The sequence below is a fragment of the Pseudomonas siliginis genome, from assembly GCF_019145195.1.
In the GTDB taxonomy this organism is placed as follows: Bacteria; Pseudomonadota; Gammaproteobacteria; order Pseudomonadales; family Pseudomonadaceae; genus Aquipseudomonas; species Aquipseudomonas siliginis.
This window is the reverse complement of sequence record NZ_JAHSTW010000003.1, coordinates 320223-340291: the sequence shown is the minus strand read 5'-3', so window position 1 is coordinate 340291 and position 20069 is coordinate 320223. Positions and strand designations below refer to the sequence as shown.

16 protein-coding genes are annotated in these 20069 nt (G+C 61.7%); 7 read left to right on the top strand and 9 right to left on the bottom strand.

The features are described from left to right. The first annotated feature begins 18 nt into the window (after positions 1-18). A complete protein-coding gene (locus KVG87_RS08950) occupies positions 19-540 on the top strand; it encodes a DUF4142 domain-containing protein (RefSeq protein ID WP_056785185.1) in 522 nt (173 codons plus the stop codon). Between the two features lie 56 nt (positions 541-596). Here the strand turns inward: KVG87_RS08950 and KVG87_RS08945 are convergent, their stop codons facing one another. Then, positions 597-860 (bottom strand): hypothetical protein, encoded by a 264-nt coding sequence (locus tag KVG87_RS08945; protein ID WP_038862096.1) that lies wholly within the window; start codon positions 858-860, stop codon positions 597-599. 260 nt (positions 861-1120) lie between these two features. Here KVG87_RS08945 and KVG87_RS08940 point away from each other — a divergent pair, with 260 nt between their 5' ends. Genes KVG87_RS08940 through KVG87_RS08915 form a run of 6 tightly spaced genes read left to right on the top strand, consistent with a single transcriptional unit; the run spans position 1121 to position 6549 of the window. After that, entirely contained in the window at positions 1121-1972 is an 852-nt protein-coding gene (locus KVG87_RS08940) for an STAS domain-containing protein (protein WP_041478684.1), read from the top strand. 2 nt (positions 1973-1974) lie between these two features. Continuing rightward, entirely contained in the window at positions 1975-2337 is a 363-nt protein-coding gene (locus KVG87_RS08935) for an STAS domain-containing protein (protein WP_217850299.1), read from the top strand. Then, entirely contained in the window at positions 2334-2738 is a 405-nt protein-coding gene (locus tag KVG87_RS08930; RefSeq protein ID WP_016774465.1) for an anti-sigma regulatory factor, read from the top strand. The genes KVG87_RS08935 and KVG87_RS08930 overlap by 4 nt, the downstream gene beginning before the upstream one ends. Beyond that, positions 2735-3748, top strand: coding sequence for an ATP-binding protein (locus tag KVG87_RS08925; protein WP_217850471.1), 1014 nt, complete (start codon positions 2735-2737; stop codon positions 3746-3748). The genes KVG87_RS08930 and KVG87_RS08925 overlap by 4 nt, the downstream gene beginning before the upstream one ends. Beyond that, positions 3741-4616 carry a sensor histidine kinase gene (locus tag KVG87_RS08920; protein WP_076563211.1) on the top strand — a complete coding sequence of 292 codons (876 nt, stop codon included), beginning with the start codon at positions 3741-3743 and terminating at the stop codon, positions 4614-4616. The genes KVG87_RS08925 and KVG87_RS08920 overlap by 8 nt, the downstream gene beginning before the upstream one ends. Beyond that, positions 4606-6549, top strand: coding sequence for a PAS domain-containing hybrid sensor histidine kinase/response regulator (locus tag KVG87_RS08915; protein ID WP_217850298.1), 1944 nt, complete (start codon positions 4606-4608; stop codon positions 6547-6549). The genes KVG87_RS08920 and KVG87_RS08915 overlap by 11 nt, the downstream gene beginning before the upstream one ends. Before the next feature lie 123 nt (positions 6550-6672). On the opposite strand, the gene KVG87_RS08910 is transcribed toward KVG87_RS08915, so the two are convergent. The 8 genes from KVG87_RS08910 to lexA all read right to left on the bottom strand — a co-directional run bounded on the left by KVG87_RS08910 (position 6673) and on the right by lexA (position 19943). Beyond that, a complete protein-coding gene (locus KVG87_RS08910) occupies positions 6673-9306 on the bottom strand; it encodes an excinuclease ABC subunit UvrA (protein ID WP_217850295.1) in 2634 nt (877 codons plus the stop codon). 38 nt (positions 9307-9344) lie between these two features. Then, a complete protein-coding gene (locus KVG87_RS08905; protein ID WP_076563213.1) occupies positions 9345-11456 on the bottom strand; it encodes a PAS domain-containing hybrid sensor histidine kinase/response regulator family protein in 2112 nt (703 codons plus the stop codon). A 135-nt stretch (positions 11457-11591) separates the two neighbouring features. Beyond that, the gene (locus KVG87_RS08900; protein ID WP_076563214.1) at positions 11592-12281 is read right to left on the bottom strand and encodes a GntR family transcriptional regulator; all 690 of its coding nucleotides are present in this window, start codon (positions 12279-12281) and stop codon (positions 11592-11594) included. 175 nt (positions 12282-12456) lie between these two features. Further along, complete coding sequence (locus KVG87_RS08895) at positions 12457-13452, bottom strand: IS110 family RNA-guided transposase (RefSeq protein ID WP_217849813.1); 996 nt, start codon at positions 13450-13452, stop codon at positions 12457-12459. A gap of 761 nt (positions 13453-14213) precedes the next feature. Next, positions 14214-17291 carry an error-prone DNA polymerase gene (locus KVG87_RS08890; protein WP_217850293.1) on the bottom strand — a complete coding sequence of 1026 codons (3078 nt, stop codon included), beginning with the start codon at positions 17289-17291 and terminating at the stop codon, positions 14214-14216. Next, the gene (locus KVG87_RS08885) at positions 17288-18703 is read right to left on the bottom strand and encodes a Y-family DNA polymerase (protein WP_217850290.1); all 1416 of its coding nucleotides are present in this window, start codon (positions 18701-18703) and stop codon (positions 17288-17290) included. The genes KVG87_RS08890 and KVG87_RS08885 overlap by 4 nt, the downstream gene beginning before the upstream one ends. 5 nt (positions 18704-18708) lie before the next feature. Continuing rightward, positions 18709-19326 (bottom strand): translesion DNA synthesis-associated protein ImuA, encoded by a 618-nt coding sequence (imuA, locus tag KVG87_RS08880; protein ID WP_024012713.1) that lies wholly within the window; start codon positions 19324-19326, stop codon positions 18709-18711. Then, complete coding sequence (gene lexA, locus KVG87_RS08875; RefSeq protein ID WP_217850287.1) at positions 19326-19943, bottom strand: transcriptional repressor LexA; 618 nt, start codon at positions 19941-19943, stop codon at positions 19326-19328. The genes imuA and lexA overlap by 1 nt, the downstream gene beginning before the upstream one ends. Positions 19944-20069 lie beyond the last annotated feature (126 nt).

The window sequence follows — 20069 nt, the reverse complement described above, 5'->3', positions numbered from 1 at the left end:
CCTGCGTGGAGATACCCAATGGACGGATTCAACCTGCGTCATCTCGCTCTGGCTGTTGCACTGTCTGCCGGCATGGGCAGCGCCTTTGCCGCGACCGACAACGACTTTGTGGACAATGCCGCCGCTGGTGGCATCGCCGAAATCGAAACCAGCAAGCTGGCACTGGAAAAAAGCCAGTCAGCCGACATCAAAGCCTTCGCGAACCAAATGATCGCTGATCACACCAAGGCCAATGAAGAGCTGAAGAAGATCGCGACCACCAATGACATCGAAGTCCCTGACGACACCACCCTGGTCAAGCAGGCCAAGGAAAAGATTCTCGACATGCGCGATGAATCCTTCGATGCGGCCTACGCCAACAACCAGGTCAAGGCTCACGAAGAGACCATCGAGCTGTTCAAGAAACAGGCGAACACCGTGACCGATGACAAGGCCAAGGGCGCTACTGAACTGAAAGCGTTTGCGCAGAAGATGTTGCCGGCGCTGGAAAAACACCTGGCCCACGCCAAAGAGCTGCAAGCCAAACATCCGAGCAAGTAACCGGCCGGCAATAAAAAGGCCGCATCCTTCGATGCGGCCTTTTTGCGTTTCAGCGATCAACCGCCATCGGTGTCAATATCGGCGTCGGTGCTTTCGCCCGGTTCAGGACGGTCAGGGTCAGGCTTGAAGCCGGGGCTGAAGTCGTTGCTGTTGTCATTGTGATGCTGCTTCTGATCGACCTCGGCAGCCGCGCTGTCCGCCTGCCCTTGTTCAGCCGGCGCGGGGGTATTTTGTCCCGGTGTCTGCGGGTCGATGGCCGGGTCGTTGCGGTTAATTGACTCTGAGGACTGATTTTGCTGTTGCGGCGCTTGCTCGTTCATATCCACCTCATTCATAGTCCTGCCTCCTTCTTCCAGCACGACTGGAAAACGTCGGGCATGCAGATTCGAAGCCTGACGCCGTAGATTTGTTCAAAAGATCGTTACCTGTTGCTACGCCGATTAGAGTTAGCGGGGCGTTCAACGCGGCAGGCAGAAAAATCCAGCGTCAGACGAACAACTATTTCAAGCGGCAAATGTCAGTCAATTCGCGCCGGTCATTTCGCTGAGCCGGCACCATTACGTAACGGAGCGACACGCACATGGCAGCACTGCAGAACAGCACAGTTGAAGCAATCAAGAACAACCAGACTCAGCTGTTGAGCGAGTGGACCAAACGCCTCGAAGCCAGCGGCGCCACGCGCAACCTCAAAGAACACGACCTCGCGCAGCAAACCCGCGACTTGCTCGGCCTGCTGCTGGCCGGTCTGGAAAACGGCAACGGCAGCAAGATTGCCGCCGCAGGCTGGGAAGACACCCGTCAGTTCCTTGAAAAGCTGTCGCAGAGCCGCGCCCTGCTCGGCCAGGATTCCCAGCAAACCGCCAACTTCATCTTCGCCTTGAAAGGTCCGCTGTTCGCCCTGCTGCAAAACCATTATCAGGACCAGCCGGCACTGCTCGCCGAGCAACTGCTGGAAGTTTCCGAACTGCTCGACACGGTCGGCATGCACACTATCGGCACCTTCCAGAAATCCCGCGAAGCGGTGATCAAGCGTCAACAGGAAGAGCTGCTGGAACTGTCGACTCCGGTGGTCAAGCTGTGGGATGGCGTCCTCGCCCTGCCAATGATCGGCACCCTCGATTCGCAGCGCACCCAAGTAGTCATGGAATCACTGCTGCAACGCATCGTCGACACCGGTTCGGAAATCGCCATCATCGACATCACCGGCGTGCCAACCGTCGACACTCTGGTCGCCCAGCACTTGCTGAAAACCGTGACCGCGATCCGCCTGATGGGCGCTGACTGCATCATCAGCGGCGTGCGTCCACAGATTGCCCAAACCATCGTGCACCTGGGTCTGGATTTGCAAGGCGTAGTGACAAAGGCCAACCTGGCCGACGCATTGAAACTGGCCCTGACCCGCTTAGGTGTCAGCCTCGTCAAGACGGCTTGACCATGGAACGTATTCCGATTCTTCAAATGGGCGAGTTCTTGCTGGTGACCATTCAGGTCGACATGCACGACCAGCTCGCGATGACCCTGCAGGACGATCTGGCCGAGCGCATCAGCCGGACCTCGGCGCGCGGTGTGTTGATCGACATTTCGGCGCTGGACATGGTCGATTCGTTCATCGGACGCATGATCGGCACGATTTCCGGGCTGTCGAAAATCATGGACGCCGAAACCGTGCTGGTCGGCATGCAGCCGGCAGTGGCGATCACGCTCGTTGAGCTGGGCATGACATTGCCGGGCGTCAGCACCGCACTGAACGTCGAACGCGGGATGAAACTGCTACGGGAACGAGTATTCGCACAATGACCGTGCGCAGCAGCGGTACTCAACCCATTCTCATTGAACAGGACGTAGTGCTGGCCCGCCAGACCACGCGCAAACTCGCCACCGAATGCGGCATGCGCCTGATCGACCTGACCAAACTGGTGACCGCTGTCAGCGAGCTGGCGCGTAACACCATGGTCTACGGCGGCGGCGGCGACATGGACTGGCAGATCCTCGAGGAAAACGGCCGGGTCGGTTTGCGTATCACGTTCCGCGACGAAGGCCCTGGCATCCCCGACATCAAGCTGGCGATGACCGACGGCTGGACCTCCGGTAGCGGTCTGGGCCTTGGCCTCACCGGCGCCAAGCGTCTGGTCAATGAATTCGAACTCGACACTGAGCCCGGCAAAGGCACGCGCATTACGATCACAAGATGGACATGAATATCACCGGGTCGTTGACCCAGGTTCTGCCGATCGAGGACAGCAGCCAGATCGGCCACGCCCGGCGCACCGCGCAGAAACTCGCCGAGCAGCATGGCTTCGACGAAAACGATGCCGGCCGCGTGGCGCTGGTCGCGACCGAACTGGCGAGCAACGTGCTCAAGCATGCCCAGCGTGGTGAATTTCACCTGCGTGTACTGGCTCGGCCGGATAACGGCTTCGGCATCGAAATGCAGACCGTGGATCGGGCGCAGGGCTTTGACCTGGATGCCTGTCTGGCGGATGGCTTTTCCACTGGCGGTACGCAGGGCATCGGCCTCGGCGCCGTATCGCGGCAGACCAATGTGTTCGATGTCTACGCCGACCACCGTGGCGCGGTGTTGCTGGCGCGAATTTTTCCGCGCAACGATCGTCAGGCGGATATCCGCTTCGGGGTCAGCCAGCATTCGCTGCATGCCGACCCAGCCTGCGGCGATGTCTGGCATCTGGCGTATGAAGGTTCGCGGATCAGCGCGCTGGTGGTCGATGGCCTCGGTCATGGCGAAGACGCCGAACGTGCCGGCCTGGCCGGTGCCCGGGCATTCGCCCGGGCACCGTTTGCCGATCCTGTGGTATTGATGGAAGACCTGCATCAGGAAATGCTCGGCACCCGCGGTGGCGCCGTGGCGTTCGCCCAGTTTGACAGCCAGCGCGACGGCCTGACGTTCGCCGGTGTCGGTAACATTGGCGCCAGCTTGCTGGACCCGGCAAAGTCACGCGGGCTGGCCTCGCATCCCGGTATCGTTGGCGGCCAGTACCGTAAAGCCAAACCCTTTGACTATGCTCACGTGAACGGACATTTATTGATCATGTACAGCGACGGCTTACAGTCCCGTTGGAATCTCAAAGACTACCCCGGACTGGTGCATCGCCATCCGTCCGTGATAGCCAGCGTCCTGCACCGCGACTTCTGTCGTGGTCGCGATGACGTGACGGTGCTGGTCGTTGATCTGGAGGCCACACATGGCTGAATCGACAACCCTGAGCCCTGCTGAACAGGCGGCGCTCATCGCTCAGTTGCAGCGCGAAACCACTGCCCTGCGCGAAGAACTCGATGAAACCAACCAGGGTGTTCTGGCGCTGTACGCCGAGCTCGACAATCAGGCCGAAGAACTGCGTCAGGCATCGGATCTCAAGAGCCGTTTCCTGTCGTACATGAGCCATGAATTCCGTACACCGCTGGGTTCGATTCTGAGCATTAACAGTCTGCTCGCTGACGAACTGGACGGCCCGCTCAGCCCTGAACAGCACAAGCAGGTAGCCTTCGTCAGCACTGCTGCCCGCGAGCTCAGCGACATGGTTGATGACCTGCTCGATCTGGCGAAGATCGAAGCCGGGCGAATCAGCATCTCGCCAGCCTGGTTCGACATGTTCGACCTGTTTTCGGCCCTGCGCGGGATGTTCCGGCCAATCGTCGATGCTTCGGCGGTGGATCTGATCTTCGAAGAACCGCTGGGCCTGCCGCGCCTGTATACCGATGACAAGAAACTCGGGCAGATCCTGCGCAACTTCATTTCCAACTCACTGAAATTCACCACCCGTGGCGAAGTGCGGGTATCGGCGCGACTGGAAGGTGAAGACAAAGTGCGCTTTGCCGTCAGCGACACCGGCATCGGCATCGCGGCCGAACTGCATGACACGCTGTTCGAAGACTTTTCACAGGTCGATTCACCGCTGCAGAAACGCCTGCGCGGCACTGGCCTGGGTCTGTCCCTGTGCAAGCGTTTCGCCGCGCTGCTGGGCGGCGAAGTCGGGGTAGACAGTACGCCGGGCGTCGGCTCGACGTTCTTTGTCATCATCCCGCTGGCGATCGCTCTGGAGAACGTCGATGAATCGTGACATCCGCCTGTTGATCGTCGATGACAACGTCGCCACCCGTTACGCCCTGCGCCGACGCCTGGAGCGCCATGGCTACACGGTGCTCGAAGCCGGCACCGGCAGCGACGGCCTGGCCCTGATCGAGAGCGAAGCCCTCGATGCGTTGATCCTCGACGTCAACCTGCCGGACATGAGCGGTTTCGACATCGTCCGCCTGTTGCGCGCCGACCCGCGCACTGCGCTGCTGCCGGTGATCCATGTGTCAGCGGCGTCGATCCAGACCGGCGACATCATCACCGGCCTCAACGCGGGCGCCGATGCCTATCTGATTCACCCGGTCGACCCGGATGTGCTCTTGGCGACGCTGCGTACCCTGCTGCGGGTGCGCGACACGGAAAATGCCCTGCGCGAAAGCGAGGCGCGTTTCCGCGAGATCTTCGCTAACGTCTCGGCGCCGATCGCGGTGCTCGATGCCAATCTGAAAGTGCATGAATGCAATCGCGCCTTTGCCCAGCTGATCGTCGATAACCGCGATCCGCAGGCGCTGCGTGAATGCTTCGCCGAAGATCAATGCTCGATCCTCGATGAACTGCGTCTGCGTCTGGTCGACGGCGAGCGCTGGAAAGGCACGCTGAACATGCGCGTGCAGGGCGAGATTCGCGAGACGCAATGGCAGATTTCGCCGTATCGCACGCCTGAGCTCAGCCTGGTGTTCGTCGAGGATGTCACCGAACACCGCCACCGCGAGCGCTCGCATCTGGCGCGGCTGGATGACACCACCACGCAGCTGGCCAAGGAAGTCGCCGAGCGCGTGCACGCCGAAGCGCAATTGCTGCAAGTGCAGAAAATGGATGCACTGGGCAAGCTCACCGGCGGTATCGCCCACGACTTCAACAACCTGCTGACCGGGATCATCACCAGTCTGGAACTGATCCAGAAACGCGTGGCCGATGAGCGTCTGGACAAGGTGCAGTTCTACACCGAAGCAGCGCTGAACTCAGCGATGAGCGCGGCCTCGCTGACCCATCGTCTGCTGGCATTTGCCCGTCAGCAGCCGCTCGATACCAGGCCGGTGGACATCAACGAGCATGTCCGCTCGCTGGAAGAATTGCTGGTGCGCACCATCGGCGAGCGCATCACCCTCAAGCTGGAACTGACCAACAAACCGGCGATTGCGCTGGTCGACCCGGTGCAGCTGGAAAGCGCCGTGCTCAACCTGGTGATCAACGCCCGCGATGCCCTGCCCTCCGGCGGCAATATCTGGGTCAATACTTACGCCGCTTATTCCCACGGCGATCCGAATCTGGCCGATGGCGCGTACGTGGCGCTGTCGGTACGCGACGACGGCACCGGCATTGAACACAATGTGATCGACAAGGTGTTCGAACCGTTCTTCACCACCAAGCCTTTGGGCCAGGGCACCGGGCTCGGGCTGTCGACGATTTACGGTTTTGCCCGTCAGTCCGGCGGTGACGCGCACATCCGCAGCGTCGCCCGCCGTGGCACCGAAGTGACCATCATGCTGCCCGGCACCAACGACCCGACCGGGGCCGACGCGCCTGTGCCCGTGCCTGACGCGAAAGGCAGTGGCGAGCATGTGCTGATCGTCGAGGACATGGCCACGGTGCGCTTGTTCGTCACCGAAGTGCTGGAGGATGCCGGCTATCGCTGCACGCAAGCGGCGGATATCGAATCGGCGCTGGAGCGCTTGCAGAATGACCCGTCGATCGACCTGCTGCTGACCGACGTCGGCCTGCCGCGCATGAGCGGCCGTGAACTGGCGGATGTTGCCCGTGGCTGGCACGAAGGGCTGCCGATCCTGTTCATGACCGGCTACGCCGAAACCGCGCTCAACCGCCAGGTCTTCCTTGGCACCGGCATGGACATGCTGGTCAAACCGTTCCAGATCAGCGAACTGCTCGACAAGGTCCGCCGCACGCTGGATGGCGCCTGAACTGGCGCCATCGCTGGCAAGCCAGCTCCCACAGGGGGCATCAGTGTGCGCACACTTTCGGCAACAACTTGAATTCCTGTGGGAGCTGGCTTGCCAGCGATGGCGGCCAGCAAGGCGCTGCAGTTATCGGCTCAAAGCCCGGGCCAGAAACGGCGCAGTCTTGCTCTTCTTGCTCGCCGCAACTTTTTGCGGTGTGCCGGTGGCGACGATCCTGCCGCCCTGATCGCCGGCCCCGGGGCCGATGTCGATCACCCAGTCGCTCTGCGCGACGACACGCATTTCGTGTTCGACCACAATCACCGTGTGCCCCGCCGTTACCAGCGTATCGAGTTGTTCCAGCAAGCGATCGACATCCCTCGGGTGCAATCCCGTGGTCGGCTCATCCAGCACATACAAGGTCGCGCCACGCTGGTTGCGCTGCAATTCGGTTGCCAGTTTGATCCGCTGCGCCTCACCGCCGGAGAGCTCCGTGGCCGGTTGCCCGAGGCGCAAGTAACCCAGACCGATATCGCGCAGCACCTCCAGCGAACGACGAATCCCCGCCTGCTCGGCAAACACCGCTACCGCTTCATCGACTGTCAGTTGCAGGACTTGGGCGATGCTCAAGCCCTGCCAGAGAATCGCCAATGTCTGCGGGTTATATCGCGCTCCGTGGCAAGTTGGGCACGGCGCATACACGCTGGGCATGAACAGCAATTCCACACTGACGAACCCCTCACCCTCGCAAGTAGCGCAACGGCCCTTGGCGACGTTGAAGGAAAACTGCCCGGCGTCATAACCGGCCGCTTGCGCCTCGGGAGTCGCGGCGAATAGCTTGCGCACGTTGTCGAACAGCCCGGTGTAGGTCGCCAGATTGGAGCGCGGCGTGCGTCCGATGGGTTTCTGATCAACCTGCACCAGGCGTTTGATCGACTCCAGGCCGGCGCTGATCTGGCCAGTGCTGGGCGGCGGCGTGTCATCTTCCAGACTCGGTTCTTCCGACTCGGCCTCGGCCACTGGACGGCCCAACTGCGCGCCGACCAGTTCCAGCAAGGCCTGACTGACCAGACTCGATTTGCCAGAACCCGATACGCCGGTCACCGAGGTGAAACAGCCCAAGGGGAATTCGGCGCTGAGATTATTCAGGTTATTGCGCGTCACGCCATCGAGCTTCAGCCATCCGCTTGGCTTGCGCGCGGCGCGCTCAGGGCGTTGGTTTTCGGCAAACAGATAGGCGCGGGTCTGCGAATCTGAAACATCAGCGAGTCCCGCAGGCGGACCGCTGTACAGCACGCGCCCGCCCTTCTCGCCCGCCGCCGGGCCGACGTCGATCAGCCAGTCGGCGCGGCGCATGGTTTCGACATCGTGCTCGACTACAAACAGCGTGTTGCCGTCCGCCTTCAACCGCTGCAAAGCCTCGAACAGCGCCTCGCCATCCGCCGGATGCAGGCCGGCAGACGGTTCGTCCAGGACATAAATCACCCCGAACAGCTGCGAACCCAATTGCGTGGCCAGGCGCAAACGCTGCAACTCGCCCGACGACAACGTCGGCGTACTGCGTTCCAGCGCCAGATAACCCAGGCCGAGATCGGTCAGGGTGCTGACCCGCTCCAGCAAATCCTCAGCGATGCGCTGCGCCGCCAGACGCTTTTCCAGCGACAGGTTCGGCGTATGGCGCACGTCCGGCGCGCTGGCGTGACCGCTCGCGCCATGGGCGACCCGCTGCTGACGGGCCTCGCGGGTTTGCGCATGGCTGAGGGTGTCGCCGCTCTCCTCGGCCTGTTCCAGATAATTTGCCGCTGCTACAGGCCGCAGCACTTCGGCCACTTGCAGCAACGGCATCTGCGACAACTCACCAATGTCGTAACCGGCGAAGGTCACCGACAACGCCTCGCGCTTGAGCCGTTTGCCCTCGCACAATGGGCACGGGCTACCGCGCATGAACTGTGAAACACGCTTCTTCATCAGCGCACTTTGCGAGTGGGTGAAGGTGTGCAGGATGTAGCGCCGCGCGCCGGTGAAGGTGCCCTGATAACTCGGTTCCATCTTGCGCTTGAGGGCGACGCGGGTTTCTTCCGGGGTCAGCCCGGCGTACACCGGCACCGTCGGCGTCTCTTCAGTGAAGAGAATCCAGTCGCGTTGCTTTTTCGGCAGTTTCTTCCAGGGAATATCGACATCGATGCCCATGGTCACGAGGATGTCGCGTAGGTTCTGCCCCTGCCACGCCAAGGGCCAGGACGCCACGGCGCGCTGGCGGATGGTCAGGTTCGGGTCCGGCACCATCAGCGCTTCGGTCACTTCATAGACGCGGCCAAGTCCGTGACACTCCGGGCAGGCGCCCTGTGGTGTGTTCGGTGAAAAGTCTTCGGCATACAACATCGGCTGCCCCGGCGGATAACTGCCGGCGCGGGAATAGAGCATGCGGATCAGGCTCGACAACGTCGTCACGCTGCCCACCGACGAACGCGCGCTCGGCGTGCCGCGCTGCTGTTGCAAAGCGACGGCGGGCGGCAGTCCTTCGATGGAATCGACATCCGGCACGCCGACCTGATCGATCAGCCGCCGCGCGTACGGCGCCACCGATTCGAAATACCGCCGCTGGGCCTCGGCATACAGCGTGGAAAACGCCAGCGACGACTTGCCCGAACCGGAGACGCCGGTGAACACCACCAGCGCATCGCGCGGAATATCGACATCAACGTTCTTCAGGTTATGTTCGCGGGCGCCGCGCACGCGAACCATGCCGGCGGGTGCTTTGGAATTGCGCTTGGAAATCATCGGCCTGCCTTGATTGAAAAACTGGGCAGCGCTCGGCATCAAGTGCCGAGCACCTCGCAAATCATCTGCAGTAACGCTTGCGGGCTGTACGGTTTGCCGAGCAGATGCGTATCGGGGCTGAGCTGGTGGTCGCGGGAAATGATGTCGCGGGTATGACCGGAGGTGAACAGCACCGGCACCGGCGGCGTCTGCACCTTGGCCCACGCGGCCAGATCCGAACTCTTGATCAGGCCGGGCATGACCACGTCGGTGAAGATCAGATCGATCTCGATGCCTTCCAGCAACATCTGCATGGCCACGTCGCCATTGCACGCGGTCATCACCCGATAGCCTTCCTCGCGCAGCAACTCCACCGCCGAAGCGCGCACCGCGTCGTTGTCCTCCACCACCAGAATGGTTTCGTGGCCGCCGCTCTTGCGTTCGCCGACACTGGCGGTCTCTTCGCGAACCGGGCGCAGACTGCGCGGGAAATACAACTGCACCCGCGTGCCTTCGCCGAGCTTGCTGTCGATCTCGACGTGACCGCCACTCTGTTTGACGAAGCCGAAGACCATGCTCAAACCGAGCCCGGTGCCCTGGCCGTCGGCCTTGGTGGTGAAGAACGGTTCGAAAACCTGTTCCAGCATTTGTGGGGCAATACCCACGCCGGTGTCGGTGACCGCCACGCGAACATACTCACCGGCCGCTATGCCCTTGCCGGCGCAGTATTCGCTGTCCAGGCTGACATTGGCGGCACTGAGGCCGATGACGCCCTCGCCTTTCATCGCGTCGCGGGCGTTGATGGCCAGATTGAGAATCGCGTTTTCCAGTTGGTTGCGGTCGACATTGATATGCCACGGCTGCGGCGGCAACTGCACGTCGATCTGAATGGTTTCGCCCAAGGCGCGTTGCAGCAACTCGCCAACGCCTTCGAAAATCTGCTCGGGGTTGCACACGGCGGGTGAAAGCGGTTGCCGCCGGGCAAAGGCCAGCAATTGCGAAGACAGTTTGGCCCCGCGCTCGACCGCCGCCAGCGAAGCCCCGACCCGGCGCTGCACGTTGGCATTGTTGGGCTCATGCCGAGCTAGCAGATGCAGGTTGCCGGCGATGACTTGCAGCAGATTGTTGAAGTCATGGGCAACACCACCGGTCAGGCCGCCGATGGCTTCGAGCTTCTGCGATTGGCGAAGTTGTTCCTCGGCCGCGAGCCGCGCATTCACCTCGGCGGCCACGCGCTGTTCGAGGTTGCGGGTGAATTTGAGCAGCGACTCTTCAGCATTCTTGCGCTCATGAATATCGATCAGCACCCCGGGGAAGCGAAACGGCCTTCCGTCTTCATCGAACTCGCAAGCACCACTGGCCAGCACCCACAGATATTGGCCATCGCCGCGCTGCACACGGTATTCAGCGTTGTACGGCTCGCCAGTGCGCACGCAATGGGCGACCCGTTCCTGGACCCATGGGTGGTCGTCAGGATGAATGCGTGATTCGGCGATCTCTTGTTGCAGATCGCTCAGGTCCTGATCCGGCGGATAGGAAAAGGTGCGGGCGAAACGTTCGTCAGCGGAGAAGCGATTGTTCTTGATGTCCCAGACAAACGAGCCAAGCAGTGCGCCGGCATTCAGCGCCAGCCGCACGCGCTCGTTGTCGGCGCGATAGGCATCTTCGGCCGCCTGGCGCAGGCGCTCGGAATGCACCAGTTCGGTGGTTTCGACCACCATCGCCATGACGCCGCCGGGCACGCCTTCGTCGTTGGCTACCGGGCTGTAATACAAATCCATCCAGACGTCTTCGGGCACGCCGTCGCGCAGCAATACCAACTCTTTGTTGCGATAGGACAAGGTGCCGCCGGCCAGGCAGGTGTCAACGACGTGGCGGTTGAACTCGGCGACTTCCGGCCAGCCCAGCTCTACCGGCACGCCAAGCAGATAGGGATGGCGGCCACCGGCGAATTCGGAATAAGCGTCGTTGTAGATCATGTAGCCGGCGTGGCCCCAGAGCATCACCATCGGCAGCGGCGAAGCCAGCATCAGCTGCACGGTGCTACACAGGCTGGCCGGCCATTCGGCGAGCGCGCCCAGTTCGGTGTGGCTCCAGTCGAACGCACGGATGCGTTCGGCCATTTCGCCTTTCCAGCCCTCACAGCCGTGGCTTTCGGATAAAAACTGCATCGCCTGACTCAGTGTCCTTTTTTGCGGTTTTCCGATCTATCGCAACGCTACAACGACGCGACGCCCGTGTGTTTCGAGGCCCTGAAAGCGCATTGGTTTCATTGCAGGTATAGCCGATTAGCGACGCAGAGCCATTCAGACGCCAATCAAGTGTTTGAGTGGGTGATAGCCGGTTTTCATTTTTGCAGCAACGTCGAGAATCGCCTTCTCGATTCCGTTGAGGTGCGTGCAGGTCAGCTCGATCGCGGCGCTCTGATTGCCGGCCTCGATGTACTCGAGCAAACGCAGGTGTTCATCGTCGCGGCAGGCCTGGTGACTGTCGTCATCGAGCGCGGCGGCATACAGCGAAGCGCGCGAGATCAGCTTCTGGAACCAGTCGAGCAGCACCGGATTGTTCAGGCTGCGCGCAAGTTTGAGGTGGAATTCGCCGAGCAGATGGATCAGCCGTTCATGGTCGCCGGCCGCATGGGCGGCATCCTCCAGCAACAAGTGCTCACGCAGATCCTGCATCGCAACGGTGTCTTTGCGCCGGCACAGTTCGGTGACGATGCCTATTTCGATCAGCCGCCGGGTTTCGAACAGCGAACGCAGCTCTGCGTCACTGGGCAGCGACACCGATGCACCTTTGTTGGGCTCAGTGGTGACCAGACCATCGGCTTCCAACTGCTTGAGCGCAGCACGCACCGACGTGCGGCTGACATTGAACAACTCGGCCAGCGAGGCCTCACCCAGCTTCATGCCCGGGCGCAACGAACGCTTGCTGATCGCCGCGTAAACCCCTTGGTAGACGCGATCGACCGTGGTTTCCAGTTTCTTTTCGCTCATTCGAACACTCCTTTGGCGTCGGGCAATTCATCCTGGCAGTGGCTGGCCATGGAGTTGATCGGGTTCCCGTACCGGTGTGAAGCGCAGAATATCTGCCTTCGGCCCAAAGGTGCAGCCTTTTGATTTATCTCGATTTTGGATAAACAGCCAAAACCTGTAGATACTCTGTTCACGGTCAAGCTTTTTGGGTGTGTTTACCGCTAAAAAGCTTGGCTGTACTGAAGTCTTCGCCTGCCCGCATGCAGGCCCATAGTCCGGTCAGGTATTTGCGCATGATTGCGACAATAGCCTGCATCTTCCTCTTTCCTCGAGCCACCAAGGCTTCGTAAAACGCTTTCACGTTTGGGTCGCAACGTATGGCGGTCAGCGCAGGCATGTACATCGCTGAGCGCAAATAGGCATTGCCGCCCTTACTTATCCGGCCGGGTTTATCAATGCTGGTGCCTGATTGCGTGAGTCGGACATCGAGTCCGGCATGGCGGCTGACCTGCGCTGACTTGAGCGTTACCGGTAAGGTCGTCAGTTCAGCCAGCGCCGCAAATACTGAGATCTCACCCATGCCAGGGGCGGTGATCATGTGGGCGAACTGGGCGCTCAACGTTGGGCAGTTGTCGATCAATGCCCGACCCGCTAGTCGGAAACGCTCGATTCGTTTGTCAAAGGCGTTGATGGCTTCTTCTTCGTCCTCAATCAGCATCAGAAGAGTTGTTTGAGTGGCTTTTAGTGCATGCAGCTCGTTTTTGGCGCGGGTGCGATGACCCGTCAAACGATTGAGGTGGCGACCAATAGCGCGCAGCTCAAGTTGTATTGAAGTGGGCGGCGTCCACAACCTTGGGCTCATGCGTTCGCCGTACTCAGCTAATAACTGGGCATCGATTGCGTCCGTTTTGCTGTTTTTCAGCATCAGTTTTGCAAAGTTGTGAAAACTCTTCGGATTGATAACCGAGACTGGCAAACCTGCCGCAGCGAGCTCCATGGCCAAGTCCAGGTAGTAGATTCCTGTGGCTTCCATCACCACAGACATAGGCTTGAGCTCAAGCAATTTGCCGACAGCAGCTTTGCGCCCCGCCGGTGTCTGGTCGATATTGCACTGACCTGCAAAGCGGCCGCCATTGCGCCAGCCCATCGCTGTAGTGCGAGATCCCACATCCAAGCCGACGTGCATGTTCATGCTTTCAACTCCAAGAGAACTGAGTTAAAAATGCTTCCTGGTTCCCCTGACCTCGAACTTCATGCCACTGCAACCTTGTAATGCGAAGTCCGACTCGTCGGCTTCTCGATACTCTTCGTGGTGGGCAATGAGGCGGGGGGACCTCTCTACAGACAAGGTCAGGAGCAAGTCCTGCCTTAAGGAGCGATCGGTCTCCCCCAGAAACACATCTTCGTATGTCGCACCAGCGAGCTTAGATCTCATTCATGCTGGTGTGTGGGGAACATACAAGGAGCGAGCCTGCTCGCGAAGGCGGCGGCACATTCAATATCGTCATCGCCTGAGACTGCGCTTTCGCGAGCAGGCTCGCTCCCACACTGATACGGGGCAGATCGACCATCTCCAGAGCAACCAAAGTCCCTGTGGGAGCGAGCCTGCTCGCGAAGGCGTCGGCACAGTCAACATCGTCATCGCCTGACACTGCGATTTCGCGAGCAGGCTCGCTCCCACACTGATACGGGGCAGATCGACCATCTTCATCGCAACCAAAATCCCTGTGGGAGCGAGCCTGCTCGCGAAGGCGGCGGCACATTCAACATCGTCATCGCGTGACAGTCCGCTTTCGCGAGCAGGCTTGCTCCCACACTGATACGAGGCAGATCGACCATCTCCAGAGCAACCAAAGTCCCTGTGGGAGCGAGCCAGCTCGCGAAGGCGTCGGCACAGTCAACATCGTCATCGCCTGACACTGCGATTTCGCGAGCAGGCTCTTTCCCAAAGGCTCAGTGGAAATCCCGGCTCTGCACATGAATGCCGTTGAGCAGCGGGCTCAGGTCGCTCATGCGCCCGGCGATCAGGTGGCGCACATCACCTTCGCGTTCCCAGCGGCCGTCGACCTTGAGCAATTGCGACCCCACCAGCACTTGGCGCTGACGCTCGGCCAGGTCACGCCAGACCACCACGTTGACGTTGCCGAACTCGTCTTCCAGGGTCACGAACGTTACCCCACTGGCCGTACCTGGGCGCTGTCGGCCGGTGACCAGACCGGCCACGCTGACCGGCCGGCCATGTTCAATATCCATCAATTCGCGCGAGCTGCGGCAGCGCCGGGCCTGCAACTCGCCACGCAACAACGCCAGTGGATGCGGCCCCAGCGTCGTCCCCACGGTCGCGTAATCAGCATGCAGGTCTTCGCCAACGCTGGGTTTGGGCAGGACGATTTTGACTTCTTCTTCGTTGGGCAGGCCGGCGAACAGGCCGAGTTGTTTCTGCACCCCGGCTACTTCCCAACGCGCACGATGACGGTGCCCGGCCAGACCGCGCAAAGCGCCGGAGTCTGCCAGCAAGGCCTGCGCACGACTGTCGAGGGCGGCGCGCTCACCCAGGTCAGCGACATCGGCAAGCGCCCCGTGTCGGCGCGCGGCTTCGATGCGCCGTGCGTCCTCTTCGCGAAATCCCTTGATCATGCGCAGGCCCATGCGAATCGCCGGTTGCCCGGCACTCAACGGTTCGAGGCTGCAATCCCAGTCGCTGGCGCGCACGTCCACCGGACGGATCTGCAATTGGTGCCGCCGCGCATCCTGCAGAATCTGGTCAGGGCTGTAGAAACCCATCGGCCAACTGTTGATCAGTGCGCAGGCAAACGCCGCCGGCTCGTGGCATTTCAGCCAGCAACTGGCGTAGGTCAGCAAAGCGAAACTGGCGGCGTGGGATTCGGGGAAGCCGTAACTGCCGAAGCCCTTGATCTGCTCGAAGATCTGCGCAGCGAATTCCGGCGTGTAGCCGTTCTTTTTCATCCCGGCGGCGAGACGTTCCTTGTGCGGCTCCAGTCCGCCATGGCGCTTCCACGCGGCCATGGAACGACGCAGTTGATCGGCCTCGCCGGGGCTGTAGTCGGCAGCGACGATGGCGATCTGCATGACCTGCTCCTGAAACAGCGGCACGCCCAGGGTTCTTTTGAGTACGACCTCGAGCGCTGGCGACGGATAGGTTTCCGCCTCTTCCTTGTTACGTCGGCGCAGATAGGGATGAACCATGCCGCCCTGAATCGGCCCCGGGCGGACGATCGCCACTTCAATCACCAGATCGTAGAACGTCTGCGGTTTCAGGCGTGGCAGCATCGACATCTGCGCTCGCGACTCGATCTGGAACACCCCGACAGTATCGGCGCGGCTGATCATTGCGTAGGTCGGTTTGTCTTCGGCGGGGATCGTCGCGAGCGTCAGGTTCAGATCACGATGCCGGCGCAGCAGGTCGAAGCAGCGGCGAATCGCACTGAGCATGCCCAAGGCGAGGATATCCACCTTGAGCAGGCCGACCGCATCAAGGTCGTCCTTGTCCCACTGAATGATGGTGCGGTCGGCCATCGCCGCGTTTTCTACCGGCACCAAGGTGTCCAGCGGTTGCTCGGAAATCACGAAACCACCGGGATGCTGCGACAGGTGCCGGGGGAAGCCGATCAGTTGCCCGGTCAGGCTCAGTACCCGACGCAGCACCGGACTCTCCGGGTCGAAGCCGCCTTCACGCAAGCGTTCCAGCGGCGGCGTCTCATCGCTCCAGCGCCCGCAACAATCGGCCAGCGCGTTGATCTGATCCGGTGGCAGGCCGAGGGCCTTGGCCACATCGCGCACGGCACCGGTCGCGTGATAGGTGCTGACCACCGCGGTCAGCGCCGCACGCCGCCGGCCATAACGGTTGAACACGTATTGCAGGACTTCCTCGCGGCGCTCGTGCTCGAAATCGACATCGATGTCCGGCGGCTCGTTGCGCTCTTTGGACATGAAGCGTTCGAACAGCAGCGTAGTGCGATCCGGATCGATCTCGGTGATGCCCAAGGCAAAACACACCGCCGAGTTGGCGGCCGAACCACGGCCCTGACAGAGGATGTTCTGCGTGCGGGCAAAGCGCACCACATCGTGCACGGTGAGGAAGTAGCTTTCGTAGCCGAGTTCAGCGATCAGTTGCAGCTCGTCATCGATCTGCTTGAGCACCTTGGCCTGAGGCCCTTTCGGCCAGCGCCAGGCAATGCCCTCCTCGGTCAAATGACGCAACCAGGAACTTGCACTGTGGCCCTCGGGCACCAGCTCTTTCGGATATTGATAGCGCAGCTCGCTCAGATCGAAGGTGCAGCGCTGGGCCAGGTTGACCGATTCCTCGAGCAAGGCCGGCGGATACAATTCGCGCAGCACATCAAGGCAACGCAAATGCCGCTCGCCATTGGGATGCAGGCGCAGACCCGCTTCGGCCACGGGGACGTGATGACGGATCGCGGTCATGGTGTCCTGCAAGGCACGTCGCCCCCGGGCATGCATGTGCACATCGCCGCTAGTCACGGCTGGAATCTGCAGCTCAGCCGCCAGAGCCAACAATGCCGCGAGCCGCTGCTGATCGTTCTGCCCGCGATGCAGTTGCACCGTGAGCCACAGGCGGTCGCCGAAGGTTTGTTTCAGCCAGCGCCCTTCTTCCCGGTCATCCACTGAATCCGGCACCCACAACACCAGCAAACCCGGCAGCGCTTCGGCGAAGTCTTCGCGCAGCACCTGATACTGGCCTTTCTGCGTACGCCGCCGGGCCTGGGTGATCAAGCCGCACAGGGCCTGATAACCGGCAAGGTTTTCCACCAGCAGTACCAGTTTCGGGCCGTTGTCGATGCGCACCTCGCTGCCGATGATCAGCGGCAACTCCACAGACTTCGCCGCTTGCCACGCACGGACGATTCCGGCCAGGGTACATTCGTCGGTGATCGCCAGCGCCTGATAGCCGTGCTTTTTCGCCCGCTGAAACAGTTCCAGCGCGCTCGAGGCTCCGCGCTGGAAACTGAAGTTCGACAGGCAATGCAGTTCGGCGTAATCGGCACTCATGCGAACCAGCCTTGCAGCCACAGCGGACCGCCCTCACCCACCGCCCGCCATGCCCAGCCCTGCTGACCGGCGCGGTTCTGGATGAGGTAGTAATCACGCCGCACGTCGCCACCGTCCCACCAACCGGATTCGATGCGCTCCGGCCCCATGAGAATCCGCGCCGAACCTTCCGGCACGCTTTGCGGTTCGTTGAGCAGCCAGCCCGGACGCTGCACGCTGGGCAACCCCGTGCAAAGCTGTTTATCGGCAGTGTTCTGCCACGCGCACTCAGGGCGATGATCGGCCTGAAAGCGCAGCCCCTGCACCGCGTCATCACCCAGCCGTGCGCGCAGACGTTCGCGCAATTGCTCCCAGGGCAAGGTCTGCTGCGGGCGGTCGTCGAACAGCTCCTGATACTGCGGAATGAAACTCGGCAGGTCTTCGGCGCGCAGGCGAAAACCACGCACCGGTGCTTCGACCTGGACTTGTTCCAGCCGGCCACGGGCCAGTTCAAACAGCATTGCCGCGTCACGCTCGGCACTGAGCAGGCCGACCTTGACCACTGTGTCCGGCAGCCCGGCGTGTTCCAGATGCAGGTCGAATCGCTGCACGCCACTGTCGCGCCCGCAGAGGAACGCCGACAGATCGCCGGTCAAGCGCCGTAACGGGAACAGCAAGGCTTGATGGGATTGCACGTCGAAATTCAGTTCGATGCGGATATCGAAACGGTCGGGCGGCAGATAGAACGCCAGCGCCAGCGGGCGTGCGCCGAACAGCGTGTCGAGGTGCTTGAGCATCTGCGCTTCGAAGCGCCGGGCCAGTGCCTGGCGTGGCAGGCTTTGCACCTGGCTGAGATTGCGCAGGCCCATGCGCGACAACGCCGTAGCGACATTCGGTTCCAGCCCGACGCGGTCGACCGGCAATTGCCCGAGATGATGCTGCAGAGCCTCGCCGTCCGGCACCACCAGGCCATCGTAGGCATTGGCCAGCACTCGCGCCGCCACCGGGTTCGGCGCGGCGACGATTCGATGGCGAAAGCCCAGATCTTTCAATTCCTGGCGCAGGCGAGCTTCAAATTGCGGCCAGGTACCGAACAGTCCGAGGCTGGATTCGATCTCGAAGACCACGGTACGCGGGTAATGCACGCTGACCTGCGCGCTGAAGCGATAGGCCCACGCGGCGAGAAACTGCTGCCAGTGCTCGACCTCGGCCACCTCGTAATCGGCGGTGGCAAAGCCTTTGCTCATGGCTTGCGCGGCGGTCATCGACATGCCGGGGCGCAGGCCGAGTTTGCGCGCCGCCGGATTTACCGCTTGCAGCACTCGGCGTTGGGCCGGGCCGCTGAGCAGGACCAGCGGCTCTTCAGGGTCGGGCCGCTGACGCAGCACGGCGTCGAGGGCCAATTGCGGAAACAGAATACATACCCAGCGCATGGCGATCAGTGCCCCACGGCAAAGGCAATCGGCGTAGCACGCGCCAGGCCGCCACGGCATTTGAGTACGCGTAGCTGCGCCGGTTTGGCATCGATGGCAATCCGTAACGCTGCCGGTGACGGGTTGACCGCTTCGCTCAACGGGCGCCAGGCAAAGGCCAGGGTCTGGCCGGTTTCCGCCGCTACCTGCAAACGCCGCAAGGCTCGGTCATCGGCCTTGTTCGGCCAGCACAGCACCGCGCCGCAACTGCCCGAGCGCAGGCATTGCTCCGCCGCCCACAAGGCATCGCGTTCGCTGGCCTGAATGACCGACAACTGGCGCAGATCGACTCCGGCATTGGCCCAGGCCTGCGGGTACGGCACGAACGGCGGCGCCACCAGCACGATGCGCTCACCGGCCGCGGACAATCGCGCCAGGGTCGGCCAGACCAGCTGCAGCTCGCCGACACCGGGGCCGGCGAGAAGGATTTCGCTCAGCGCCGCTTCCGGCCAGCCGCCGCTGGGCAGGGCCGCGTCCAATCCCGCATGCCCGGTCGGCTGCGGACTCGCCGCCGGTGGCGCAGGCCGGCCGCGCCAGACCTGGCCGCCATTGAACAGCGTATCCAACGCAACGACGGCGCCCATCAGCCTTGCCTCACCAGACCACAGAACACGCCTTCGATGGCCAGATCCTGATCATCATGCACGACAATAGGCTTGTAAGCCGGGTTGCGTGGCAACAGACGCACCTCATCACCGACCCGCTCGAAACGTTTAATGGTGACTTCACCGTCCAGACGCGCAACGACGATCTGGCCGTTCAGCGCCTCAGGATTGCGCCGCACACCGACCAGATCGCCATCGAGGATGCCGTCTTCGATCATCGAGTCGCCCTGCACCCGCAGCATGTAATCCGGGGTGCGGGAGAACAGCGCCGGGTCGAACAGCAAACGGTTATGGATATCGGCATCGGCGCCAATCGGTGCGCCGGCGGCAACACGACCAAGTACGGGGATCTCCAGCAATTCCGGACGCGGCGGCTGACCGAGCAGGCGAATGCCCCGGGCCTGATGCGGATTGACCTCAATGAAACCGGCTTCGGTGAGCGCCAGCACATGCTTGCGCGCCACGCTGCGCGAGGCAAAACCAAAAGCCTCGCTGATTTCAGCGAGGCTTGGGGGCTGACCGTGTTCGGCGATGCGATCGCGGATAAAGGTCAGAATGGCGGTACGGCGGGGAGTCAGATTAGTCATGGAGTACATTTGTACTCTTGTGGGAAATGCCTGACAAGAACCGCCAGTCGGCGCAAGCCGACGCAGGGAGCTGCAATCGGATCAATCTGTGACCACAGTCCCTGTGGGAGCGAGCCTGCTCGCGAAGGCGTCGGC